Raw genomic sequence first — 26,839 nt, 5'->3', positions numbered from 1 at the left:
ACTTTTGTAAGACAATCTGAAAGTTGCGATTGTATTTTTTACGAATTTTAAATCTTTAATGGAAAAATTAATAGACAAAAACCAGATAATTGGTATTGTATTGTTGTTGGCAATGTGGGCTGGGTACATGTATTTTATGCCTTCAACTCCCCCTCAAGAACAAAAACCTGCGATTCCGGCCAGTGCAACAAAAGTAGTACCAAAAAATAATCAGACTACTGATACTACCGCTATCAAAGCGGCATTTGGTGACTTTGCCTCTGCTGCAACCGGAACCACCAGAGATATAACAATTGAGAATCAGGATGCCCGATTCACATTCAGTACACAGGGCGGTGGTGTAAAAGAAGTAGTTCTGAAAAACTATTCGGCATACGACGATTTCAAAAGCGGTAATAAAAAACCTTTAACACTTTTTGACGACAAGAGCTCTACCCTGAGTCTTGAGCTTCAGACTAATAAAGGCAAAATAGATTTAAAGAAACTCTTCTATACTTCTGACAATCAGTCGTCTGTAATTAAATCAGGCGATTCAACAAGAGTAGTTTTCAGATTAAATTTAGCTGCAAACCAATATGTTGAGCAGGTATATACTATCAAAGGCACCGGATTCATCGTTGACTACGATTTAAATCTGGTAGGCTTAGATGCCCTGGTTCAGAACCAGCCGGTTCGGTTATTCTGGCAGGATAACCTGAAAGTGCTCGAACACGATATCAACGAAAACCGTAAGTCGGCACAAATCAATTATTGGGACGCCAAAGCAGATGACTTTGATGACCTGGGTTCAAATAAAGTAGGTAATGATGAGCTGAACATTGTTGATCCTATCCAATGGTTTTCGTTTAAGCAGAAATACTTCATTACCGGTTTTGTGGCCAAAAATCAGCCGCTTTCAACACCTAAATTTAAGCTGACTACACCGGAAACCGACCCTAACGTAGTAAAAATTGCTGAAGTAGATGCCAACCTTCCTATTTCTGATTTAAAAACAGGTAAAGGAAACTACCGCTTCTATTTCGGACCAAACGATTATAATGCAGTAAAGACAGTTGCTACCGGTTTCCATAGAAACGTATATCTTGGATACGACTTCGTAAAGCCCATCAACCGTTATATTTTTGTACCTTTATTTAATCTGGCCGAAAACCTTATCAGCAATTATGGGTTATTGATAATAGTAGTGGTGTTAATCATTAAAACTGTGCTTACTCCACTTATCTATCGTTCTTACGTGAGCTCTGCCAAAATGCGTATTCTGGCACCTGAGTTGAACGAGATACGGGCAAAAGTGGGTGACGATCAGGTGAAAATGCAACAGGAACAAATGAAGCTGTATCAGCAGGTAGGTGTAAATCCGCTTAGTGGTTGTGTACCTATGCTTTTACAAATGCCTATTCTGATGTCGGTTTTCTTCCTGTTCCCGAACATGATCATGTTCCGCCAGAAAAACTTTTTGTGGGCATCTGACCTTTCTACTTACGATTATCCGATCAGTTGGGCTACCAACTTGCCGGTAATCGGGAGTCACATCAGTTTGTTTGTGGTATTAATGACACTTTCGAGTCTGGCATTTACCTACTACAACAACCAGATTACCCCAGACCAGCCCGGGCCGATTGATATGAAGAAACTGAGCTATATTTTCCCAATCGTTTTCTTCTTCGTATTGAACAGCTTCCCGGCAGCGTTAAGTTTTTACTATCTGGTTTCAAACGTCATTACGATTGCACAACAACAAATAGTACGCCGTTTCGTTGATGAGGATAAAATCAGGGCGATTCTGATGAACAATAAAGTTAAGTACCAGGCCAATCCCCAAGGTGCTAAAAAAGGCAAATTTGCACAGTTTATGGAAAAACAGGTGAAAATGGCCGAAGAATCCCGCAAACAACAGGACGAGCTGAAAAAGAAACAACAAAATAGAAAATAAAAATTTCAGCTGAGCGTGAAGCTCCCTTATGCTTCACGCTCACTTCAATATAAACTCTATTACTATGCCTATGAGAAGGACAAAAAATTTCTTCATTTTTTTATTCTTATCATATTCTGCAATAGCTCAACAGCAGGCCAGTCTGAGTGAGAAAGATTACTTGTTGAGATATAAAAAAGCTGTGCAATTTTATGCCGACCAGAAGTACACCGAAGCCAGAGAGTTACTGCTGCCACTTACCAACAAGAAATACGAAAACTCCGTTTCTCCGTTTGTTCATTACTATTATGCTTCAGCAGCCTTTAAGCTGAACAAATTCTATGATGCCCGCACTATGTTGCGACAACTCTTTGAACGCTTTCCGAATTGGGGCGAAATAGATGATGCCACTTATTTGTATGCCAACGTAGCTTTCGCTGAAAACAAACCCGAAGAAGCGTTGCAATCACTCAACCGGATTACATCAAAAAACTGGCGTCCGGAAATTGAGAATATGATGTATGCATATCTTAGCAATATCAAAGAATTGAGTCAGCTAAAGCAATTATATCAAAAATCTCCTGATAACCCTGTGCTGGCTCAATTGATAATTGATGTCATACAGCGAAGCAAAAACGCCAGCCGTGAAGACCTGGAATTATCAGACCGGCTTACCAATCAGTTCAATCTGAATAATTCGGGTAACAAAAAACCAAAAGCAAAAGACAATACAAATACCATTAATGTAGCCGTAATGCTGCCCTTCCGCTTGTTTGAATTTGATGCCAACAAAACCAGCAGAGCGAATCAATACGTTTACGATTTATACGCTGGTATGAAACTGGCACAGGAAAAACTGGCTGCTGAGCAGATAAACCTTAATTTATTTGCATTTGACGTAGAACGTGACGTTAAAAATATCAATGATATTGTAGGTAATCGTGGTTTTGGGAAGATAGATGTAATCATCGGGCCATTGTATCCTGAGGTTAACAAGGTAGTCAATTCATTTGCCAAATCGAACGATGCCATTCAGGTGCATCCATTATCTAATAATCAGCAATTAGTGAGCAATGATAAGTCAGCTTTTCTGGCTTCTCCTTCTTACGAAATGCAAGCCACCAAAGCGCTTGAATACATTGTGAATGAAAAATCAGCCCATTCGGTAAGTATCTATTACGGTAATACTCGCAAGGATTCGACTTTTGCCTACATTTATAGAGACAAGGCGATGGAAAAGGGTCTGAGTGTATTGGCGATTAAAAGATACAATAGCGCCGACGACATTGATACCAAACGAAGATCTGACCATATTTTCATTTCCGGTAGTGACCCTGCGTTTGGTCCGAAAATCATGAGTGCCATTGATAAAAAGAAAATAAGTTCGCTTATTGTTGCGGCATCTTCTGCGTTTGATATTGAATCCGTTTCGCTCAATTTATATAACAGAGAGTTATTTCTGATCCAACAGGATTATATTAATAGAGAAAAAGATGAGGTTAAAAATTTTAAGAGTGCATACATAAGTAGTCAGAATATAGCTCCTTCTTATTATGCCTATTGGGGTTATGACATGGTATTGTTTTATGGCAGAATGCTGAGAATGGGTAAAAACAGACTTCGCGGTAACCTTGATGCAATAGAATATACACAAGGGTATACACTTGATGGCTTTGATTATACGAATCGCTCGCACGAAAACAAGATAGTACCCATTGTTAAATATGAAGACGGCAAATTTATTGAAGTAGCCAGATAAACAGATTTATCAGATATTATAAACGAAAAGAGACACCCCGGGGTGTCTCTTTTCGTTTATACACAGCCCTGTTTATTTATTCATATATTTCAATTTATACTGAAAATTCAATCAATAACATATGTATAGAATATTAAATTAATACAATATCAATTATCTATAAAAAATATATTGGAAATATAGAATTAACAAAACAAATAACCTATTCAAAAAAAATGAGCGAAGCTATGCTTCGCCCATTCAATTATTTTCTATGACTGTAAGTATCAGATGCCGAAAGCCTCTTTTACCTTGTCAGTATGATCCAGTTTCTCCCAAGTAAAAAGTTCAACTTCTACTTCCTTATGGCCTTCAGGGCCTTTGAAAACTTTGCTCACCCACTGAGATTCACGACCCATGTGTCCATAGGCTGCGGTTTCAGAATAAATCGGGTTACGAAGTTTTAAACGTTGCTCGATGGCGTAAGGACGCATATCAAAAACTTTCTCCACTATTCTGGCTATTTCTCCGTCTGTAAGTTTTTTGCCGTTAGCTCCCTTCACTTTAGCAGTGCCATAGGTATCTACAAATATACCACAAGGCTTAGCTACACCAATGGCGTAAGAAACCTGCACCAGCACTTCATCACAAACACCGGCCGCAACCAGGTTTTTAGCAATATGGCGCGTAGCATAGGCTGCAGAACGGTCTACTTTCGACGGATCTTTGCCAGAGAATGCTCCACCACCATGTGCACCTTTTCCACCATATGTGTCAACGATAATCTTACGGCCTGTCAAACCTGTATCACCATGTGGCCCTCCGATAACAAACTTACCTGTCGGGTTGATATGATAGGTAATCTTATCATTGAATAACTTACGAAGAGACGGTTTCAACTTCGCTTTTACACGAGGTATCACGTATCCGATAATGTCTTTTCTGATGGTAGCTAGCATGGCTTCATCTTCAGCGAAATCGTCATGCTGCGTTGAAACAACGATTGTGTCTATTCTGACAGGCTTGTTGTTGTCGGTATATTCAATTGTAACCTGCGACTTCGCATCAGGTCTCAAATACTTGATTCTCTTATTTTCGCGACGAATAGCTGAAAGCTCCTGCAAAATTTTGTGCGCAAGGTCTAAAGCCAACGGCATATAGTTGTCGGTTTCACGGGTAGCGTAACCAAACATCATACCCTGGTCGCCGGCACCTTGTGCGTCGGCCTTTTCTTCAAAATTTCTCTCATCTGCCGAGCGGTCAACACCACGGTTGATATCGTCTGATTGCTCATGGATAGCCGATAAGATACCGCAGGAATTGGCTTCGAACATGTATTCAGATTTGGTATATCCGATTTTTGCAATTACATCGCGTGCTATTGATTGTACATCCAGGTAAGTTTTGGTTTTTACCTCTCCTGCCAACACTACTTGCCCGGTTGTAACCAGGGTTTCGCAAGCAACTTTAGAGGAAGGATCAAACGCTAGAAAATTATCAATAAGGGCATCAGAAATTTGGTCAGCAACTTTGTCCGGGTGGCCTTCCGAAACCGATTCGGAAGTAAATAGATATGCCATAAATCTTAATAATTTTTAAAATGATTTGTCAAAATGTGTTTGCCAAAAAACTCTGCGCAGAAGGAAAAAGAAACTTTTTTGACAAATAAGAAACGAAAGTCTTATTGCCCGCATCTTTTTACCACCGTAGTGTTTCTACTCGGTTGGATTTCCGCAAAAGGGAATTTCTTGATACTTTCACAAAGTACGTTAATTAGTAAAACAAATGCAAAAATTAAATCTAAAATCTCTCTGAAATCCTGCAATAGTTTACCGAAATTATCTTTAAACAAATTTCAGTTTGGACAATTTATCTATAAAACATACACTATTGCCGATATTTTACCTTTACAAAAGACACAACACAACTGTATGTATTTATAAAATAAAGAGATGCTTTTAGCCAAAAGCATCTCTTTATTTTGAAAGTTAACAATTTCTTAAACGAATATTCTGAAAAATCAGGATTTACCTTCTTTCAGACTATCTAATACTCTGCGGATACCCACAAACCTTGCATTATAATACTTTTCTTTCAAATAACTTATAATGACTCCCTGGCTCTGGGCAGAGTGAATGAATCTCACACCTTTTTCGTCCGATTCCAATACAATGCCTACATGTGATACCCCACGCTTGCGTGAGCTGGTTTTGAAAAATATCAGGTCACCGGGTTTTGCTTCTTCCGGTGTGGTTTTCTGCCCTAATTTATATAGCTCCCTGCTACCATGGGCTACCTCCATTCCAAAATGACCAAACACATAATTGACGAGGCCAGAGCAATCAAACCCTTTGGTTGCCCTCCCACCCCATACATATCGTGTCCCCAGTAATTGTTGGGCAACGATTTGTATCTCATCGGTTAATTCTAAACAATCTTTTTCATCAATTTCCGCATAAGTTGAATCAGCGGATTGAGATAACTCCTGGGCGTTTCCGGCTAAAGCAAAAGCAATTAACAAGAAACTTAATGTAAATTTTTTACGCATAATATTGTCTCGACTTTTTTAGGGTGAAAGGCAGTACATGCGCCCTCAATTTGGGAATTTAACCTGATATATAACAGCAGAAATATTCAGTTTGACCTCACATTCAGAACGAATATGTATTGAAAATAATCGGTGAATCAACACATTGGTCAAATAACTATGTTTCAAATATAGAGTGAATGAATTTCAAAAAAAATGTTTGTGGAAAATTATTAGTTAAAAAAACTTAAAAAACTTTTTGGTTAATAAAATATCCTTACCTTCGCACCATTAATAACTAAATAGTTAGTTGTTAAAAGAGGAGCTATTCTTTACTAAACATTCTTATGAAAAAACAATTACTTCTGCTTGCTGCATTGATGCTTACATCGGGTTTTGCATTTGCTCAGAACCCTACTAAATTCACTATCAAAGGTATTGCTATCGACTCCGGCAACACTGCAATGCCATTTGCCACTGTCATGCTTTTGCAGCCGAAAGACTCTACGCTAGTCAATTTTGGCCGTACCGACGAAAACGGTGCCTTTGAGTTTAAAAACATCAAAAAGGCACATTATGTTTTGAAAATCTCTTTCGTAGGTTATATCCCGTTTCAGATAGACGTAAAACCGGTGGATGGAGCTATTAATGACCTTGGCAATTTAAAATTAAAGCCTATCGCCAAGGAACTGATGGAAGTAGTAGTTAAAACAGCCCGTGCACCTTTAAACATTAAAGGAGATACGATAGAGTATAATGCGGCTTCGTTCAAAGTTCCACCGGGTTCTTCGGTAGAAGATCTTCTGCGGAAACTACCCGGTGTTCAGGTTGATCAGGATGGCAATATAAAAGCTCAGGGGCAGGATGTAAAAAAAGTGACCGTTGACGGGAAAAACTTTTTTGGGAATGACCCTAAAGCCGCCACTAAAAACTTACCTGCAGATGCCATTACAAAGGTTCAGATTTTCAATGACAAATCAGAGCAAGCCAAAGCCACAGGAGTAGATGACGGTAAAAAAGAAAAAACTGTGAACCTTGAGTTAAAAGAAGACTTCAAAAAAGGAGGATTCGGTAAGGTAACTGCCGGAATTGGTACTGACGAACGCGCCGAACTAAGAGGGAATTATAACCGTTTCGATTCGAAACAGCAGTTTTCAGTACTTGGTTTGGGAAACAATGTAAACCAGACCGGAATTTCAAGAGACGATTTTCAGGATTTCAGAGGCAGCCAGGCCAATAACTGGGGCGATGCCGCCGACTTTGGTTTCAGCAGTGGCATTTATTATTACTCCGACAACGACTCTGAAGAAAGCCTGTCTATTCCTATTGGTGGCCGTAACTTTCAGGGGTTCTCTGAAAACTATGCCGGTGGCGCCAATTACAACTATGATACAAAAAAGACCAAGTTCAGCTCAAACTATTATTTCAGCCAGACCCAACAATTGGTTTCTAAAAAATTAGAAAGAGAGAATTTCCTTCAAAACAATACATCATTTAAAAGTTTTGAAGATAGCTACCAGAATCGTATCAGCCGCAATCACCGCATAAGTTTGCGTTTTGAGCAAACAATTGATTCACTCAATACAATAATTCTGATAGGAAATGGCCGGATGGGCAACGGAACAACCAAATTCAATAGTTTACAGGAGTTCTACAGAAATGGCACTACGAAATCGAACGAAACATTTATCAATAACTTCAATGATTTCAATTCGTCAGCTGCTTCTCTGATTGGTATCTATCGACATAAATTCAAGAAAAAAGGCAAAAATTTTGCAGCCAGCCTTACCTATAATTACAACATTTCAGATGGAGAAGCCCGCCAGAGTTCTACGAACGAATTGTTTGATGCTCCTGCCGGCTCCATTCCTTCTAACATTAATCAGGTTAACTTCACAAACAGCCCAAGGCATCTGGTTAAATCGAGCCTGCTTTATGTGGAGCCTTTGTCGAAAAAGTTTTTCTCCGAAACCTTCTATAATTTCAGCCTGCGCCGTGATGCCGTTGATAGAAACGTACAAACCACAGATGGGATAAGAATTGATTCTCTGAGTAATTATTACAATAACGATTTCATGTATAATCGCTTCGGTACGAGTCTGCGATACAACCATAAAGGTGTAAACATCTCGCTTGGTTTAGCGGCACAACACTTCCATTTCCAGGGAAATTTTGCCCGAATCAAAAACGCTACAGACGTTCAGAAAATCAACCGTGATATTTTCGCATGGATACCTGCATCAACCGTAAGTATCGATTTGAAAAACAATCGCTACATCTGGGCTGACTACGGCAAAGAAGTAAGTGAGCCGGCTATTAAAGATTTACAACCGATTATTGACAACAGCAATACGCTATATCTTCGTGTAGGGAATCCGAACCTGTTGCCTATGAGCACGCACAGAGCATATGTAGGTTATAATATGTTCAATCCGGCAAGCTTTACCAATATGTTTTTCAATTTAAATTACGGTTATAATATCAACCAGGTAATTTATAACCAGACAGTTGACCCGGTAACACTGGTTACCACGGCCAAGCCTACCAATATTTCCGGTGGTCAATATTATGGTTCGTATCTTGGCTTTGGATTCCCTATTAAAAAGACCAAAAGCAGCCTGAATCTGAGCGGTGGTGCCAACATATCGAAAAACCTGATTTATATTAACAACGAACTGAACACCACATCGAACAATAATTACAACATAGGCTTCAGAATTGATTTGACTCCGAGCGACAAGTTTACCTTATATGCCAATGGTAATTTTGGTATAACCAATACCCGGTACTCGATTAATACCTCTCAGAACCAGCAGATATTCAATCATACCTTTGGTGCTGAAATGAACATTGCCCTGCCTGCAGGTATCTATTTCAGCTCGAACCTCAATTACCGGATTTACAAAAACGAGCGTTTCGGTTTCGACCAACACATTCCTATTCTTTATTCATCGATTTACAAGATTCTGGGTAAGGCGAAAAGAGCCGAAATCCGTGTATCAGGTTATGACTTGTTAAAGAAAAATATTGGCATTAACCAATATGCATCTCAGAACTTCGTTTCTCAGGAACAAACCCAGACACTCTCGAGATACTTTATGGTAAGCTTTACATACAACTTAAGAGGTGTAAGTGCGAAGATGCGCCGCCAGGGCTGGTACTAATAAACAATGTTTCATCTCATTAAAATCTAAACTAATGAAAGCTATCACTAAATTTCTGTTAAGCTTAATAGTATTGACACTCTTCACTCCGCTACTTGGTTTTTCACAAAAAACGGAGGGCATAGTGGTATATGAACGTCAGGAATTCTGGTCGAAAATCATCGGACAGCTGACCTACCTATCGAATGAAGAAAAAGACCGTGTAAAGCAAACCTGGGGCAAAAATGATGAGGGCTGGAAATCTAAAACCAAGATGTATTTCAATGCCAACGAAAGCCTGCTGACTAATCTTGAAGAGGCTAGCGAATACGGGTGGTCGTCACGCACAGAAGATTACTACATCTATAGAAACTTTGAGAAAGAGAAGAAAATAGAATTGATAGAGATGATGGGTAAAACCTATGTAGTTGACGATTCTCTTCGTGCACCAAGCTGGAAAATACTGAATCAGATTAAAGACGTTGCCGGATACATCTGTATGAAGGCCGTGTCGGAAGACACCGTCAAACACCAAAAAATAACAGCTTGGTTTACAGGTGATATTCCGATTTCATCAGGACCGGAGCGATACTATGGACTTCCGGGGTTGATTATGGAACTGGAAATTAATGACGGAGATGTAGTGATTACAGCCAAGAGTGTTGAATTCAAAAAACTTGAAAATAAAGAATTGTCGATGCCCAAGCTGAAAGGAAAGAAAATAAAAGATGCTGATTATGACAAGTTAATTGCTAACCATATCAAAGACAGCATTAAATCTTACAGGAATCCTTATTGGGCAATCAAATATTAGAAGTTGATATCTGCTTAAAGTCAGGTTTACAATTTATAAGACAAAAATAAAAAACCAGTGGAAGAATCTCCACTGGTTTTTTATTAATACAAGATAAATACCTAATGCTTAATTTTTAACCTTATTCTCAGTTGGCATACTTACCATTAAGTACAAGTCTATTACTCGGAACGAAGAGAACGTACCGGATTCATTAAGGCTGCTTTCACACTCTGAAAACTGACTGTTAATAAAGTAACCAGTAAGGCTCCTACACCCGCAGTCGCAAAAACCCACCAGGGAATTACTGTACGATATTGGTACTTCTGAAGCCAGTTATCCATCAGGTAATAGGCTACAGGTGTTGCAATAAACAAAGCAACAACAACCAGCATGACAAAATCTTTAGAGAGTAATATCCATAAATTTGTCACTGATGCCCCCAATACTTTGCGTACACCGATCTCTTTAGTGCGTTGCTCAGCCATAAAAGAAGCCAGGCCGAACAAACCCAGGCAACTGATAAAAATGGCAAGGCCCGCAAAAACACTCGCCAGATTGCCAATCCGGTCTTCGTCACCAAATTTCTGTGCATACTCATCGCTCGCAAACTGGTAGGTAAATGGTGCACTTGGATTATACTTTCTGAATATAGGCGTTATCTTCTCAATGGCTAAATGGGCATTGACTTCCGGATTAAGCCTAATGGTATAGAAATTCACCCAATTGTAATTCAGTTTAAAGACCGTTTGTTTTACCGGCTCAAAAGGAGAGTTAGTAACCATATCTTTGACAACCCCAATGATCGTATAGGTTTCTCCCGACCACTTTATTCTTTGTCCAACAGGATTGCGCAAACCCATATATTTGATGGCACTTTCGTTCATGATCAAACCAACAGAATCGGTCGGGAAATCACGCGAAAAATCACGACCTTCCTTTATTTGCCAGCCAACAGTTTTGCCAAAATCGTGGGTACAGGCCACTACATCAAAATCGACCTGACGATTAACATCTCTACCGACCCAGTCCAGACTATAATCGCTTGAATAAACACCTGTAACAGGCATAGAGGATTCTGCCATCTGACTAACCATACCAGTCTGAAGCAATTCTTCACGTATCACTTCATAATGTTCAATTAAGTCGGCAGTATTAGTCCGTACACTCAACAAACCATCCCGATTATACCCAATTGGCCGATGCTGCACATACTGAATTTGCTGAAACACAAGCATTGTACCAATAATCAGGGTAATGGAAACGGTGAACTGGAACACAACCAGTACTTTACGTGGCATGGCTGCTAATCTTCCAAGTTCCATTCTAGCTGTTTTCAAGACTTTAATGGGCTGGAAAGAAGACAGATAAAAAGCAGGGTAACTACCGGCAATAAATCCGGTAAGCAGACTGAATCCGATAATTAAGCCTAAAAACCAAATGTTTGTCCAGGGTAGAGTCATTTGTTTATCAGCAATAGTATTGAACCATGGCAATGCCAGCGCTACAATTCCGATTGATAGAACCATAGCTAAGAAAACAACCAGAAATGATTCGATAAAAAACTGTGCGATTAAGTGCTTACGCAGTGAGCCCACTGCTTTACGGATACCCACTTCTTTGGCTCGCTTTTGAGAGCGGGCCGTAGAGAGGTTCATGAAGTTAATGCAGGCCAGCAGCAGTACGAAGACACCAATGCAACCAAATAACCACACAAACTGAACTCTCCCCCTAACCGGCAAGCCGTTTTCCCATTCTGAGTATAAATGCCATTTGCTCATCGGATGAAGAAACACACTGGGATTAAATTTAGCCTCTTCCGGTGCATGTTTTGCTTTGGTTAAAGCAATTCTGGCCGACACCCGTTCGAAATCAGTGTTGGGTGCTAATTTCACCAATATCTCAAAGGCGTTTAAAGTCCAGTTATTCTCAGCCCGTTCTACCCACCCCTGGTCAGAAACAAATTGTTGCCAGGGAAGCAGATAAGCATACTCATGAAACGATGAATTAGCGGGGAAATCCTCATAAACACCTGTTACCTTCACATTCCATTTGTTATTGATTTTTACAATTTGGTTGAGCGGGTCATTTTTCCCAAAAAGGGCTTGCGCCAGCGAATTTGATAGCACAATAGAATTCGGGTCTTTCAGTGCTGTATTACTCCCTCCCATCAGTTTTAGTGGCAACATTTCCAGAAATTCGGGCTCTACATAATTGCCTCTGCGAAGAAGTTGATTTGTGCCATTTACCAGAATTTGTTCACCGGTTTGATGCGCCAGTATAACATGGTTAAAATCACTGCCATATTCATTTTTCAGTGCAACAGCCAGCGGTCGGGGCGTCCATTCACTTGTAGCAATGGCTCCGTTATCCGTTTGGTGCAGTTCAACCCGGGCGATGCGGTCATAATCGGCAAATGATCTATCATAGAAAAGCTCATCATAAATCCACAACCCTATCAGTATAGCTACTGACATGCCAACGGCTAACCCGCCAATATTAATGAAGGAATAGATCTGTTTCTTAGTCAGATTCCGATAGGCAATTTTAAAGTAATTTCTTATCATAATTTTATATGTTTTTTGGTTAATGATGGTAGCAGCAAACGTAAGGCTTTGCATATGCAAAGCTTTACGCAGTAATGTTAACCGCGAATTTTGCAGAGGGTTACACAACTCTTAAAATATTTTTTTTCTGATAAAAAGCTTGGATAATGTTATCCGGAAATGAGCAATTGAGGTATTTATGAGGGCAGCATCTACTTACGTTTAAACACGTAGTACAACAAAAAAGAGATGCCGCGGTATCTCTTTTTTGTTGTATCGGAATCACAATACTATTTTATAACATTCGCTTGATTATATCCTCTACAGATACATGCTCAGCTTCTGCTTTAAAGTTTCTTACTACACGGTGGCGTAAAACAGCGATCGCCACTGCTTTTACATCTTCTATATCAGGTGAATACTTTCCGTTGATAAGCGCATTACACTTAGCAGCCAGAATAAGATTCTGCGAAGCACGCGGGCCTGCCCCCCACTCCAGATATTTATTGGTATCAGCAGATGCCAATTCTGAATTCGGGCGGGTTTTATGAACCAGACTTACTGCATATTCTACCACATTATCAGCAACCGGCACCCGACGCACCAGGTGTTGAAAATAAAGTATTTGATCACCGGTCAATATCTTACTTACTGTCTTTTTGGTATCTGAAGTAGTATTTTTTACAATATCCAACTCTTGTTTATATGACGGATAGTCTAAATGCACCATGAACATAAAGCGGTCTAATTGCGCTTCAGGAAGCGGATAGGTTCCCTCTTGCTCTATCGGGTTTTGCGTAGCCAGTACGAAAAACGGGCGGCTGATATTATGTTTTTGTCCGGCCACAGTTACGGCATATTCCTGCATGGCCTCTAAAAGCGCCGACTGGGTTTTAGGAGGCGTACGGTTAATTTCATCGGCAAGAATAATATTGGCAAATACAGGCCCCTTTATAAATCTGAAGTTACGCTCATTATCCAGGGTTTCCGAACCAACAATATCAGATGGCATGAGATCGGGTGTGAACTGAATCCGATTAAAGTCCAAGTCCAACGCCGAAGCAATCGTTTGAATTAACAATGTTTTTGCCAATCCCGGCACACCCACTAAAAGACAATGTCCCTGGCAAAAAATAGCTGTAAGCAACAGGCGAACTGTGTCATCTTGTCCTACAATTATCTGCCCGATTTCATTTTTTAAATCATTAAAAGAACTTTTGAGGGCATCGGCTGCTTCAACGTCTGAATTAAATTGAACTTTGCTCATTAAGGTATGGATGAAATATAAGTAAAAGAACCTCTGCTAGTTTCCGGTTTTTGCCTGACCAAAAATATTACAGGATTCGTACTCAGGGTCAATCTTTATATAAACATCTGCTATTGCTTTTTTAAACCATGCATCTATCTCTCTGCTTCGTTTTTCCATCATAGCAAATTCCTTTATTTTCTCAAAATCATCTTTCAGGCTGGCTACATGCGGAGCAAATTTCGCCTTATAGTAAATGATTCTGGAGCCGGTCTTGCCATCTTCGCTTCTATAGGGTACAGGTGGAGTAACGGCTCCTACTTTCATGCTATCAATAGTGAAGTAAAGCGTAGGATCCATTGACTGGTCTAATGGCAATTTAGATGCCCCCGTTTGCGGATCTGACAACATGCCACCGGCATCCTGTGTTTGCTTATCTTCAGAAAATTCTTTGGCCGCTTTTTCAAATTTAATACTGTCGCGGGCAATCTCTCTGCGAAGACTATCAAGGAATTTTGTAGGCTCTGCCAAATCTAAGCGATTATAATCCGGGCGCAACAAAATATGACGAGCGTGGAATTCCTGACCACGTATTTCAAGTGTCTGAATCAGGTGCAAACCAAAGTCTGACTCAACAACGTCTGACATTTCATTTGCTTTCAATTTCATGGCTACCGCCTCAAACTGTGGCACCATCTGGCCTCTTTTCGACCAGCCCAAATCACCACCATACTGACGGGAACCCGGGTCTTCAGAATATTCTTTTGCTAAATCTTCAAACTTTTCCCCGGCCAATACTCTCCGTTTATAATCCAATAAGCGCTCCGACAACTCAGTTTTCTGTGCCCGGGTTACTTTTGCAAAGCGTACAATATGCCCAATCTGCACTTCTGTCGGTACTTCAGGAATACTATCTTTAGGTATCTGATTAAAGAATTTCTTCACCTCATTGGGTGTAACTTTCAGGTTCTTTGTAATCTCGCTCTGCATCTTCTGTGCAGTAAGCTGCTCTTTCACCTGCGACCGCACTTCACCTTTCAGTGTCTCAAGAGATTTCCCGAACTGCTCAACAATGTTTTTCTCATTGCCGTAAAGCTGGATCATCTGTTGCATACGCCCTGTCAGTTGGTCATCTACCATTTTGTCATCAACAAGCACTGAATCTATTTCTGCTTTTGCAACTAAAAGCTTATTCACTACCATGCTTTCAAGTGCCTGGCATTTGGTAATGGGCTGCTGTTGCTGTACAGAACGCAGATACAACTGCTCTACTTCCGAACGAAGAACTATATAGTTATCGACTTTGGCAACAATTCTGTCAATGTTAATGGGTTTACTTTCCTGAGCAAATGCCAGCATCGGTAGACAGATAAATAAAATTAATTTCTTAAGCATATAATTGGGCGTCTGTTTTTTCTTTATTAGCAGTATTAAAATTTATTGTTTTCTAGTGTCTAACACTTTTTCTAATTCTTCTCTGTTTAGCTTAGCCGGATACCTTTGCTCCAGTTCTGCGTTTAGTTGATTCTCTAATTGTTTCTGATAGTCAGCTAATACTTGTCCACGGGCTTCACGTAAAGTTTTGTATCGCGAGGGTTCTATTTTCTCAATCGCCAGTTCAATATATTTACCGTCTTTTACAATTGTGTGGCTTCCCATTTCCCGCTTAAATGCATCTGCATACGGGTTATCACCCTTGTTAAAGTAACCTTCTTCAATTGTTACAATATCTGACTCTTTTCTATTGAACCGTTTTTCTACATCCTTTTTCGAATTACTGTAAAAAATAAAGGTTACCCTTTGGTTTTTGGTCCAGTCAAAACGGTCGGCAGGTTTTGTTTTTACGTAATCATTCTCAATAATCCGCTCAATGGGTAATCCGTTCAATATCAGAAAATTCTTTACCTTTTCAATCCTTTCTGCCGAGTTACTATTGTTTTCGTTGTGGTCTGCATAGCCACCTATTTCTACAATGTATCCCTTATTGGCGTGCATAATCTCAAGTAATCCTGCTAATACCTTTTTATGTTCTGCAGTTATATCGCTCGCGAATTTATCATAATACAAGGGAGTTCTCATTGTGCTGTTAAGCGGGTACGGAGTCCCTTTCACAAAAATATCCTTCACCTGACTTAGTGTTCTGGCATCTTTAGCCACTACCAGGCTTCCGTAAATCCGTTCAGGCATTCTGTAATTCCCTCTGTTTTTCTCATAGAATGCTCTTTGTCCCAGTGTATCTGCTATCGATTTTTCAAAAACCAGATCGTTCATCAGTTGAACTCTCAAAAATCCACTGGTATATTCTTGCATCATCGATTTAAAATCCGGGTTAATTTCTTCCAGATGCGTTTCAGCGTATTCCTTTACATTCTTGTCAACAAATTTTTTGTAAAAACTACGCATCCATACCGCAGGTGTATAGCCTGATGGAATTTTCTCGACCAACTGTCTTTCCATCACGTAATCAAAAAAAGCCTTCGCTTTAACCTCTGTATTGTTAAGCACGAAAATAGTACTGTTGGTAAGCGGACTACTCAACGAATACCCCCATCTTCTTTTTGTCAGACTCGAATCAGCTGCTTCAATGGCCCCTTTTACTGTTTCGGCACTTTCAATATAGTGCATGTCTCCTTTAAGCCGGGTCAATGCGTTTTCTCTGACCAAATCACCTCTCGAATCAGTCACTACCTTTTCTTTGAGCTTAGGCAGTAACTCTTCGTACGACTCCAACGTCATTTTTTTAGATAACCTGATTATATGCCACCCGGCCGTTGTACGTACAGGTCTGGAAACATCGCCTTCCTTTAAAGCAAAAGCGGCCTCTTCAAAAGCCGTCTCCTCTCTGGTTCCTATTCCAAATACAGGAAGGAACCCACCATTGTTTCTGGTCTTATAATCATCTGAATGTTTTTCACACAATGCCTCAAATACCGCACCATTGGTTAGAAGATTATACAAAGAATCTATTTCTGTCTTTGAACGCCTAACCAGAGAGTCGCTGGCATTAACAGGTGCCACTTTTAAAATGTGCTGAACTAGAACCTTACCGCTGTTCGGGCGGCGTTCATGTACTTTTATCAGATGATACCCGGCTTTGGTTCTGACCGGTAAGGAAACTTGCCCTACAGGTATATTGAAGGCTGCCTTTTCTAACGGATACACCAATTGCAGGGCAGTAAACCAACCTAATCCTCCGCCTTTTTCACTTGTCTTCTTATCGTCTGAAAACTGTCGGGCCAATACACCAAAGTCTTCGCCTTCAAGCGCTCTTCTACGAATATCCGTTAACCTGTTATAAACAGCAGCCGTGTCAGCAGGGCTGGCAAATTCAGGAATCTGATACATAATGTGTGAAGCCCTAACTTCTTGCAGCAACCAGTCGTAAGTTTCTTTTAAAAGATACTTGATAGTGGTGCTGTCTGTCAGATAAGCACCTGCCAATATGCTCTTGTAAGTCTGCAATTCCTGTTTGAAATCCTCCGACTTCTCGTATCCTCTTCTTTTCGCTTCCTGAATAATTCTCAGATCCTGAATTACTTGTTCCAATGCTTTTTCAACAGTCACAGAATCGCTCACTATCAGTTTTTCTACCTCTTTTTTCAGTTCAGATACCTTTACCTCCTGCCCACCTACAGTTAATCCGATTGGTTCCTGGCTTGCTGTATTAGTCAAGCTCGTCTGATCGGAAGAGGCTTGTACTGTACCCACCGGTCTGGAACCGGCTTTTGTTTCTTTTTCGGCAGGTGCTTTCCTGATAATCTGGCATGCAAACTGCGTTGATATAAGAAATATATATGGAAATATCTTGTAAAATCGCTTCATAAAAAATGCACGTGTCATTCATCTTAGCTGTACCTCAAAGGTGAGCCCTACTACTACAATAACTAAACTCTGAGCGTTTAAAAATTATTGTGATGAATATTAATTTTGTTAGGTTAACTCTTTGCCGGAATCGCTCTTTTCTGGCTCCTCATATACGAAGTACCAAAAATAACAGAAAATTCTGCTTTTTACGAAGTTTCGGCTATTATTTCTTCCACAACTGACTCACCAGAAGATAAATCTCCACTGGTCCATTGCCATTTTTCATACAAACGGATACGTCCGTCTGCCAATACTTCAGGAGTAGAAAGGCATTTTCCTGTCATCAATTCCCCCGATACATTCACATGCTCGTATCTCATATCTAAAGTATTGTTTTCCAATACTTTAGCAATAAGAAACCCTCTTACAACAGCCCCGCCATGGTACTCTGCCCAAACAACATTGCCCTCTTGCTGATAATAGAAAAGGGTTTGTTCTCCGACATCCCCATTAGTGGTGTTATGGCATGACCTGAATATTTTTTTATGAAAATTTAACATTTTACCACCTCAGACAATGGGTTCCTGCTGCGACAGGCAGTGAAAACTACCAAGCCCCCAGATAATCTCGGTGGCATCAATGCCTACTATTTTTCTATAAGGAAAACAGCCTTGTATAATATCCAATGCCACGTCATCTGTATCGCACCTATAGGTAGGTACAATAACCGACCCATTAGTTATCAGGAAATTGGCATAAGAAGCCGGTAAGCGCACGCCGCTGTCATACACTGCTTTGGGCATCGGCAACTCTTTGATGTTCAAAGATTTTCCGTTAAGCAATTGCATCTTACTCAGGTCTTCCAGGTTTTGTTTCAGCGGATGATAATTATCATCAGTTTTATCATGCTCTACAACTGTCAGTACCGAATCTTCATTATAAAACCGGGTGGTATCATCAATGTGGCCGTCTGTGTCATCGCCTACAATTCCATCCGTTACCCACAGTATCTGGTCTACACCATAATAATCCTGAAGATACTGTTCAATTTGCTGCTGATTAAGGTGAGGATTTCTGTTCGGATTCAACAGGCAGGATTTACTGGTTAATACCGTACCTTTACCATTGAATTCAACCGAGCCTCCTTCCATTATAATACCCGGCTCAACATATGGCAAACCAAGATATTGTGCTATTTTAACAGGTATTCGGTCATCATCATCATAAGGAGGATACTTGCCACCCCAGGCATTATAACCCCACTCCACAATCATCCGCTCTTTGGTTTCAGGGTTTATCAAAAACGCGGGGCCATGGTCTCTGCACCAGGAGTCATTCGAAGCATGCACAGGTATTTCAATCTGATTCGGGTCTATCTGATATTGCTCTATCAGTCTGGTAATCAATGCTTTTTGCTGTTCGTTAGTAGCATTGATGCCAACTTTCTCACTCTCCGCAATCGCCTTTATAAACGCCATATACGATGGATATATCCGCTCCAGTCTTTCGCCATAATCCCAGGAATCGGAACTCTGAGGAAAACTTAACCACGTTGCACGATGCGGATGCCATTCTGCAGGGAAGAAAAAACCTTGTTGTTTGGGTGTTTTAATCACTACCTTTCTCGTTTAATATGTGAATTGTTATCGTAAAAATTAAAAGGAGGGCAAAGTTACGGCTATTATTTAATAAAATGAACCCGAATGGAAATGATATTCCATAATTAACCATCGTGCCGCAAAATAATGGATTAATCAGACTCTTTTTAATATTCTGAAAACAAGGCCTTTAGCTTTCATTCAGTAGAAAGAAATGATAACGATCTACAACTGCCTATGAAGAAATATATAGAGAACAGCAATAGACAACTGTGTAGTGAAAACAATACAATATTGAAGCCATTACATTGAAAATCAGGCTTTGTCGATAAAAAAGCCATTCATGGTTGCAAAACTTACCAATCCGTAATTATTAGCTGTCAGGTAATTATATATTTCGTTTTCATTAATATTGGTGAGATCGGTACTGTGAATCTCAACCACGATGAGCTTTGGGCGATACACGTCTAAATCAATAGATTTAATTACATTAAAATCATTGCCCTCTACGTCTACCGTCATTAAATCTATTCTCTGTCCCTGGGGTAAGTGTTGGTCTAAAATTGAGGTTAAAGTCTGAGTTATCAGTTTTCGCTCGCTTCTAAAGTTGAACTTTTGCTTCCATTCCTGCAACATAGCCTCGTCCATCGTATTTACCTCACTCTCCTTAAACTCATAAAAAGTAACTTCTTTTACTTCATCTGATATCGCTGCCACAATTGCTGTATCATTTTTCCGCTTTTTTCTCCACTTCTCAATCAGAACCGGGTTTGCATCAATAGCTATACCCCGCCAGCCATTCAGATACAACTGAAAGGTATTAGAAATTTTGTATGGATGATGGCACCCCACATCTAAATAAAAGCCTTTCCTGATATCTTTCAATATCCACTGAATAATAATTTCTTCTCCGGTCTGTGAGAAAATCACCTTACCGAATTTAAAAATATATCTTCTTACAAATAATAATATACTAAGCCTGGCAGCATCAAAAAGAGGCAATAGCTTAAAGATAGTGCTATACATATAGCTTCAGTGTCTGTTCTTAATTTTTAATAAAATACTGTAACATCAGGAAAATATTCCTCGGGCTCAATTCTGCCAGTCGGCTTTTAAAGTAAATTTTTAAAGCTCCGACTCCCAAAGCCCTGTTGCTGGTGCATACCTTTATCCAACGGTGAGCCAATATGTATCGCAAGTCGCCGGTGTCAAATCTGCCGGTAATTTTATTCTGGTCTTCAATGCATTGCAGCCATTCAGCTACCCATTGCAGGAAATCGGTACTCTTCGCTTTTCTGAACGCAATTTGATAATGTCTATCAATTTCTTCTTTGCTAGCCTCAATCCCCAAACTTTCCAATTGAGTTTTATGGTTAAGTTTCACTCCGTTTTCAGACCTTTGCTGCTGTGTAGAGCTGGTATTTGTGGTATGAATGCGGTAATCAACCAATACCTTTGGCAATATAGCTACCTGATGCCTTGCAGCTATGCGTACCCAAAGCTCATAATCTTCTGCAGGCGGAAACTCGGGTCTGTAGTGCACCTCGGGGAGAAATTCTCTCCTGATCATGACACTTGACTGCACAAAGTAATTAACAAACAAAAGCAGTTCAGAAAGGTATCTGTCAGGAATGTACGACTTTATAAAATCGCCGGTTGCTTTACCGTCCGAATCCACCAGCCTTGCCCAACCGGCCACCAATGCGTGTGCCGGGTTATTCTCTAAAAAGCGGTACTCTTCTTCCAGCCTTGTCGGATACGCTATATCGTCGGCATCCAACCAGGCAATGTATTTACAGCCTGCTTCACTCAGTAACCGATTTCTCGAATAGGCCAGCCCCCGATTTGTCTCGTTCTCAATATACCGGATTCTGGAGTCCTGAATTGAAAGAACAATGCCTTTACTGGTATCAGTAGAGGCATCATTCAGCACAACCAGTTCAAAGTCTTTCAGTGTTTGATTCAAAATGCTTTTAATCGCTTCTTCCACGTACCTTTCTGCATTGAAAACAGGCATTAAAACTGAAACAACGGGCATATCTGATCTATTAAATTATTCTAACCGGCCCAAAACCAATTAAGCTTTTGATTCAGGTACAGTATTATTTTTTCTGTATTCCATTACGAAACCACCAATCACCAACAATACAAATATGATTGATGAGAAGAGGTCAATCTTGGTACCTATTACCACTGATTTCGGCTGAAACTTAAATTCTATTTTATGTTTTCCGGCCGGAACAACCATGGCGCGTAATACATAATTGGCTCTGAAATGCGGCGTTTCCACACCATCCACATACGATTTCCAGTCTTCGTTACCTCTGTAATATACTTCTGAAAATACGGCCACCTGATTGGTATTAGAGTTCGACTCGTACGTAAGCGCATTAGGCTTATACTCCGTCAATTGAATAGTAGCCGTAGTATCCTGCTTCAACGATTTCCCGTTCAGGTAACTGTTATACCGCTGGTCGACAAATGCAACTGTTTTCGGATTGAAATTACCAACCGATTTCAGTTCTTCATCGGCATTTTTTACCACTTTTATTTCATTAACAAACCATGCATTGCCCAGTGCGTCAGGATTACGTTGTGCAATTGGTTCGCCATTCTGACCGGGAGAAATAAAGTACTTTGTATTCAGCATGTTAAAAATTGACAGGTTCAGTCTGCCGTCTTTTATCATGGCGTTTTCGTACAGTTCCTGTGTGCGTTTAAGCTTCGCTCCATGATAACCACCTATTGACTTGTGGAAATACGAAATCTTTGCGTCGGCCCAGAAACCCTGATTGGTATATAAATCCAATACTCTGAAATCAGGGTCTTTATCCTGAAGAATCTGTTCGTCGGCAGGTGTAGCAATATATGACTGACTGAAGATAGACGACTTAGGCTGGAAATCGGCATTGTTAACATAGCGTTTATCAACCAATATCAAATCAAGAATCGTCAGCACACCCAATACAATCACAAATACATTGGCTTTAATTTTTTGGGTTGTAAACGCCCAAATCAGTCCGGCAGAGGCTGCCAGAAGAAACAATGAGCGCAAGATATCACTCAACACAACCGACTGACGGTCGGCAATGAGAGACGCCTGAAACGAATTGGCGAAGTCTTGTCCGTTTGCCTGAGCCATATTTTTTATCAAATCTTCATCACCTGGAGAACGGTAATCGATAATGAAATATCCTGCAATCATTAATGCTACTATTCCGCCCAGAGTATATAAAACCGGTCTCTTTAAGTCTTTAAAAGTGAGATTCGTGTCCACAATTTGTTTGATACCCAACATTGCCCCTGCAACCAGACACAAGTGTAACAGGGTGAGGATCATCTTGCTGTCTCTGAACTTATTGAAATATGGAAAGTACTCAAACATAAAGAAGTTAAATCCACTGAAATACCCACCCCAGGCAATAAATAAATAAATGACAGATGTAGCCAGCAATACATACTTGAGCCCGTCTTTCACAATTAATAAAGCCAGTAAAAAGAAAAACAAGACGATGATACCTGAGTAATTAGCACCCGATGTATACCCTTGCGGCCCGAAATACATAGGCAGACCCGAGCTAAAGTTCAGCGCTGCTGAGGCATCAACACCCTTGCCAATCATCATTTTGTAGGTTTCAGAGCTGGTACCAAGATTAGCAACTGAAGACCCTCCCACAAAATTGGGCGCTAGTAAGGTAAGGGTTTCGGTTTTGCTAAAGGCATAGTTTGCGCCAAAGGCATAGTCTCTGTCTAACCCATCTGACGAGCGGTTAACATTTCCTAAAGTAAGCTCTGATTTCCCGCGAGTAGTTTCTTTTGAATAAACCAGTGTATTCCAGATATACATACCCCGGGTCCCTACACCGATTGTCAAGGCAATCAATATGATTCCATAGGCTTTCAGTAAGCCAGAAAAATTCCCTTTTTTAACATGCAGGTAGCTTTCAAAAATGGTATAAAAACCAAGCAGGAAGAACAGGTAATAGGTTATCTGCGGGTGATTAGCATAAATCTCTAAAGCCATAAACAGCGTAGTAATAGCAACCCCTAACCAGTATCTGCCTCTAAAAATGGCTATAAAGCCAGCCAATACGCCCGGTGCAAATGCAACCGCAATATTTTTTGATATATGGCCTGCTTCCAGAAAAAGCATATTATAAGACCCGAAGGCATAGGCAACGGCTCCAAAAAAACTTAGCCACCGGTTTACTTTCAGTACCCGCATTAACACATAAAAACCTAACATCAAGGCAATGAACACATTGGCCGGTACCGGAAAAACACCTAAGAGCGTAGCTCCCAGCCAGCTCGACCAGCTGTTCGGATACCCGCCTACAATCATATAGCTGGGCATACCTCCAAACATTGAGTTTGTCCACCAGCCCCAATCACCTGTCTGTTTATGAAAATCGTTTAATTCCTTTGCAGCAGCAGATGCCATCTGAATGTCGTGTAATCCGAGTCGTTTTCCTTGCAAAAGCGGAGAAGCATATAAGAAACTGATCACAACAAAGCCGACAATTACAAGAATAGTAGGGATGAATTTTTTAAACATTTTTAAAGCGGATATGATGAAAATGAAATCAGTCAACGGTAGTTTTCATTGCAAAGAACGCAAAGAAAAATCAAACTCGGTAAGAATAAGACCAAATTTCTTTCCGAAATTTGCAAAACATTCTGATTAAATTTAAGATTAAATGCTCCTTTTTAATATCACCTTTAATATTGAAACCGGTATCCATCAACAATGGCTTCAATGGATGAAAAACCATTTTGTGCCGGCTGTTATGCAAACACAACTACCGGTTAAATTATCTATACTGCAGTTGTTAACAGAAATTGATAATGGCGGCAGCACGTATTCTCTCCAATTTCATTTCCGGAACATGGAAGATTTCCTGAACTTTGATTTAAATCACAAAGAACAGCTGCTGGAACGTCACAATATTTTTTTCAGAGGCAAATTTGTGCAGTTCAGTACACTTCTGGAAGAAATTGAGACCATAATCTTATAAATCATGGCCGAATAGCCGCGCAAATTTACCAGGCACTCCGGTCTCGAACCGTAGGTTCTCTTTTGTAACAGGGTGCTTAAAAGCGAGCACCCACGCATGAAGCCCAAGCCTGTCAATAGGGTTAGTTGTAGCCCCGTATTTCACATCACCCACAATAGGATGCTTCATATCCTGCGCATGTACACGTATCTGATTCTTTCGCCCGGTTTCCAGATTAAACTTCACCAATGAATATTTGCTGTTCCGGCGCAGCACTTCATAATGTGTAATTGCTTTCTGCCCTACCGCGGGGTTTGCGCTCGAATATACAATTAAAGCCTTGCTTTCAACCAGATACGAAACTATCGTTCCTTCATCATTTTCAACAGCACCTTCGGTTACTGCCAGATAGGTACGTTCTTCTATGCTATCGTTCCATGATTCCTGCAAAAGTTTCTGAACCTTTTCACTTTTGGCAAATATCATCAGTCCTGAGGTCTCTCGGTCAAGCCTATGCACTACAAAAATTCTGTTGGCAAGGTTCTGCTTTTTTACATAAGCACTTAATGTGCTATACGCATTATTGTCTTTTTGCTTTTCTGTAGCGATAGACAGCACTCCTTCCTGCTTGGCTATCACAATCAGGTGTTGGTCTTCAAAAACGATTGACAAACCTTTAAGCCTTTGTTCTTCAGGTGCTTTTTTCCATTTCACCTCTACAGTCTCTCCCACCTTCAATGGATGATTGAATTGTGTAACAGCCTTGCCTTCCACATAAATATGCTTGTCTCTCAGTAAAACCTTCACATCGTTTCTACTTTTGTTGATGCTTTTGAGTAAAAACACCAACAATTCTGTATCCTCGTTTACTGTCAATCTGGTTTCAGACGGTTTCTCTGTACGTTTCTGACTTTCACTTCCTTTCTTGAAATTCCCACGCATAATCGTTAATAATCTGATATTTATATAAGCAAAGGTATAGCATTATTAGCTGTATTGCAGCCAGTCTGATAAAATTGTTATGAATACCGGCGCCTTGTCTCCTTCTAAAAACCTCATAAAATATTCATTAGCGTTTTTTTCATTTTATATTTGTGTTTCAATCAAACTCCCGAAATAGTGAAACTCTGGCAAAAGGAAAGCAACAGCAATAGTTCTCATACGCAGGTAATAGAAAATTTTACGGTGGGCAACGATCGCGAAATGGATTTGTATCTAGCCGGTTTTGATGTACTTGGCTCTATGGCTCATGCCATCATGCTGCAAAAAATCGGTTTACTTGAAGCCGATGAATTAGATCGCCTTTTAGATGAATGCCGGAAGATTTATGCAACTATTGAAAACAACCAGTTTCAGATTGAAGATAGCATAGAAGATGTACACTCTCAGGTAGAATGGTTGCTTACACAAGCTTTGGGAGATACCGGCAAGAAAATCCACAGTGGGCGTTCAAGAAACGATCAGGTACTGGTAGACCTGAAATTATACATGCGCCACCAAGTACGTACGGTGGTTCAGAAAATAGAACTGGTGTTTCAGACATTGATAGAACAAAGCGAGTTGAATAAACACACACTGCTACCCGGCTATACGCATCTGCAAATTGCCATGCCTTCCTCTTTCGGTTTATGGTTTGGCGCATACGCTGAGAGCCTCGTAGACGACGTACACGTACTTCAGGGAGCTTATAAGGTAATTAATAAAAATCCTCTGGGCTCCGGAGCAGGCTATGGCAGTTCGTTTCCATTAGACCGTACACTTACTACACAATTACTGGGTTTTGACGACCTGAATTATAATGTGGTATATGCACAGATGACCCGCGGCAAAACAGAATATGTCACACTATCGGCACTTACTTCTCTGGCTACTACGCTTTCAAGAATGGCTATGGACGTATGCCTTTATAATTCACAGAATTTCGGATTCCTGACTCTGCCTGATGAGTTCACCACCGGCAGTAGCATTATGCCACATAAAAAGAACCCGGATGTGGCTGAATTACTCAGAGCCAAAACCAATCGCCTGAAAGGTTTACCTACCGAGCTGGCATTTGTAACCAGTAATCTACCGAGTGGGTATCATCGCGATATGCAGATTCTGAAAGAGATATTGATGCCCGCGTTTGATCAGATAACTGAATGTCTGGATATTGCTGCCATGCTGCTGGCGAATATTCAGGTAAAGCCCGATTTACTGTCCGATAAAAAATATGACCCGATTTTCTCGGTTGAAAGAGTGAACGCACTCGTAATGCAGGGACTACCATTCAGAGACGCCTATCTGCAGGTGAAAGATGAGGTTTTCGGTGGCACTTACGAAGCACCACGAGAGCTGAATCACACACTGGAAGGAAGCATAGGCAACTTATGCAACGACGCAATCGTAAAAATGATGGACACCGTAATCAAAAGCTTTGATTTTCAGAAAACGGATGCTGCTTTTGAAAAGCTATTGAATTGGGAGGTTTAAGAAATTAATCTTGAAGAGACCTCACCCTAACCCTCCCCAACAGTGGGGAGGGGAAAAAAGAGTCTC

Annotated in this window: 18 protein-coding genes and 1 riboswitch; of the genes, 6 read left to right on the top strand and 12 right to left on the bottom strand. The window is 40.4% G+C overall.

What is annotated here, in order from left to right; genetic code table 11:
* Positions 1–58: 58 nt before the first annotated feature.
* The gene (gene yidC, locus AC1RRY_RS05670) at positions 59–1,933 is read left to right on the top strand and encodes a membrane protein insertase YidC (protein ID WP_492817552.1); all 1,875 of its coding nucleotides are present in this window, start codon (positions 59–61) and stop codon (positions 1,931–1,933) included.
* Positions 1,934–2,003: 70 nt separating this feature from the next.
* Positions 2,004–3,671: a hypothetical protein gene (locus AC1RRY_RS05665; protein WP_492817554.1), complete on the top strand. Its 1,668-nt coding sequence runs from the start codon at positions 2,004–2,006 to the stop codon at positions 3,669–3,671.
* A 266-nt stretch (positions 3,672–3,937) separates the two neighbouring features.
* On the opposite strand, the gene metK is transcribed toward AC1RRY_RS05665, so the two are convergent.
* Positions 3,938–5,230, bottom strand: a complete 1,293-nt coding sequence (gene metK, locus AC1RRY_RS05660) for a methionine adenosyltransferase (protein WP_492817556.1) — start codon at positions 5,228–5,230, stop codon at positions 3,938–3,940.
* 64 nt (positions 5,231–5,294) lie between these two features.
* Positions 5,295–5,410: riboswitch (SAM-I-IV-variant riboswitch) on the bottom strand.
* 260 nt (positions 5,411–5,670) lie between these two features.
* Entirely contained in the window at positions 5,671–6,198 is a 528-nt protein-coding gene (locus AC1RRY_RS05655) for a C40 family peptidase (protein ID WP_492817558.1), read from the bottom strand.
* 326 nt (positions 6,199–6,524) lie between these two features.
* Between AC1RRY_RS05655 and AC1RRY_RS05650 the strand changes: the two genes are divergently transcribed.
* Together AC1RRY_RS05650 and AC1RRY_RS05645 are read left to right on the top strand one after the other, a co-directional pair.
* Positions 6,525–9,341: an outer membrane beta-barrel protein gene (locus AC1RRY_RS05650; RefSeq protein ID WP_492817560.1), complete on the top strand. Its 2,817-nt coding sequence runs from the start codon at positions 6,525–6,527 to the stop codon at positions 9,339–9,341.
* A gap of 34 nt (positions 9,342–9,375) precedes the next feature.
* Positions 9,376–10,134 carry a GLPGLI family protein gene (locus tag AC1RRY_RS05645; protein ID WP_492817562.1) on the top strand — a complete coding sequence of 253 codons (759 nt, stop codon included), beginning with the start codon at positions 9,376–9,378 and terminating at the stop codon, positions 10,132–10,134.
* 161 nt (positions 10,135–10,295) lie between these two features.
* On the opposite strand, the gene AC1RRY_RS05640 is transcribed toward AC1RRY_RS05645, so the two are convergent.
* The 9 genes from AC1RRY_RS05640 to AC1RRY_RS05600 all read right to left on the bottom strand — a co-directional run bounded on the left by AC1RRY_RS05640 (position 10,296) and on the right by AC1RRY_RS05600 (position 23,862).
* Entirely contained in the window at positions 10,296–12,680 is a 2,385-nt protein-coding gene (locus tag AC1RRY_RS05640; protein ID WP_492817564.1) for an ABC transporter permease, read from the bottom strand.
* 274 nt (positions 12,681–12,954) lie between these two features.
* Positions 12,955–13,926 (bottom strand): AAA family ATPase, encoded by a 972-nt coding sequence (locus AC1RRY_RS05635; RefSeq protein WP_492817566.1) that lies wholly within the window; start codon positions 13,924–13,926, stop codon positions 12,955–12,957.
* Positions 13,927–13,962: 36 nt separating this feature from the next.
* Positions 13,963–15,300, bottom strand: coding sequence for a peptidylprolyl isomerase (locus AC1RRY_RS05630; RefSeq protein WP_492817568.1), 1,338 nt, complete (start codon positions 15,298–15,300; stop codon positions 13,963–13,965).
* 42 nt (positions 15,301–15,342) lie between these two features.
* A complete protein-coding gene (locus tag AC1RRY_RS05625) occupies positions 15,343–17,727 on the bottom strand; it encodes a peptidylprolyl isomerase (RefSeq protein WP_492817569.1) in 2,385 nt (794 codons plus the stop codon).
* Between the two features lie 188 nt (positions 17,728–17,915).
* A complete protein-coding gene (locus AC1RRY_RS05620) occupies positions 17,916–18,269 on the bottom strand; it encodes an avidin-fold protein (RefSeq protein WP_492817571.1) in 354 nt (117 codons plus the stop codon).
* Positions 18,270–18,278: 9 nt separating this feature from the next.
* Positions 18,279–19,325 carry an agmatine deiminase family protein gene (locus AC1RRY_RS05615; protein WP_492817573.1) on the bottom strand — a complete coding sequence of 349 codons (1,047 nt, stop codon included), beginning with the start codon at positions 19,323–19,325 and terminating at the stop codon, positions 18,279–18,281.
* A gap of 297 nt (positions 19,326–19,622) precedes the next feature.
* Positions 19,623–20,333: an FkbM family methyltransferase gene (locus tag AC1RRY_RS05610; protein WP_492817575.1), complete on the bottom strand. Its 711-nt coding sequence runs from the start codon at positions 20,331–20,333 to the stop codon at positions 19,623–19,625.
* A 19-nt stretch (positions 20,334–20,352) separates the two neighbouring features.
* A complete protein-coding gene (locus AC1RRY_RS05605; protein ID WP_492817576.1) occupies positions 20,353–21,345 on the bottom strand; it encodes a glycosyltransferase family 2 protein in 993 nt (330 codons plus the stop codon).
* Positions 21,346–21,384: 39 nt separating this feature from the next.
* Entirely contained in the window at positions 21,385–23,862 is a 2,478-nt protein-coding gene (locus AC1RRY_RS05600; protein WP_492817577.1) for a hypothetical protein, read from the bottom strand.
* Positions 23,863–24,004: 142 nt separating this feature from the next.
* Here AC1RRY_RS05600 and AC1RRY_RS05595 point away from each other — a divergent pair, with 142 nt between their 5' ends.
* Positions 24,005–24,322 (top strand): DUF4286 family protein, encoded by a 318-nt coding sequence (locus AC1RRY_RS05595; protein ID WP_492817579.1) that lies wholly within the window; start codon positions 24,005–24,007, stop codon positions 24,320–24,322.
* Here AC1RRY_RS05595 and AC1RRY_RS05590 read toward each other — a convergent pair.
* A complete protein-coding gene (locus tag AC1RRY_RS05590; protein ID WP_492817581.1) occupies positions 24,317–25,243 on the bottom strand; it encodes an RluA family pseudouridine synthase in 927 nt (308 codons plus the stop codon). The genes AC1RRY_RS05595 and AC1RRY_RS05590 overlap by 6 nt on opposite strands.
* A 177-nt stretch (positions 25,244–25,420) precedes the next feature.
* On the opposite strand from AC1RRY_RS05590, the gene argH reads away from it, so the two are divergent.
* Positions 25,421–26,773, top strand: a complete 1,353-nt coding sequence (argH, locus tag AC1RRY_RS05585; RefSeq protein WP_492817583.1) for an argininosuccinate lyase — start codon at positions 25,421–25,423, stop codon at positions 26,771–26,773.
* The last annotated feature ends 66 nt before the right edge of the window (positions 26,774–26,839 follow it).

This window comes from Emticicia sp. GW821-FHT11C11, assembly GCF_058808615.1.
The sequence above is the reverse complement of the archived record's forward strand: the minus strand, read 5'-3'. Positions and strand labels throughout refer to the sequence as shown.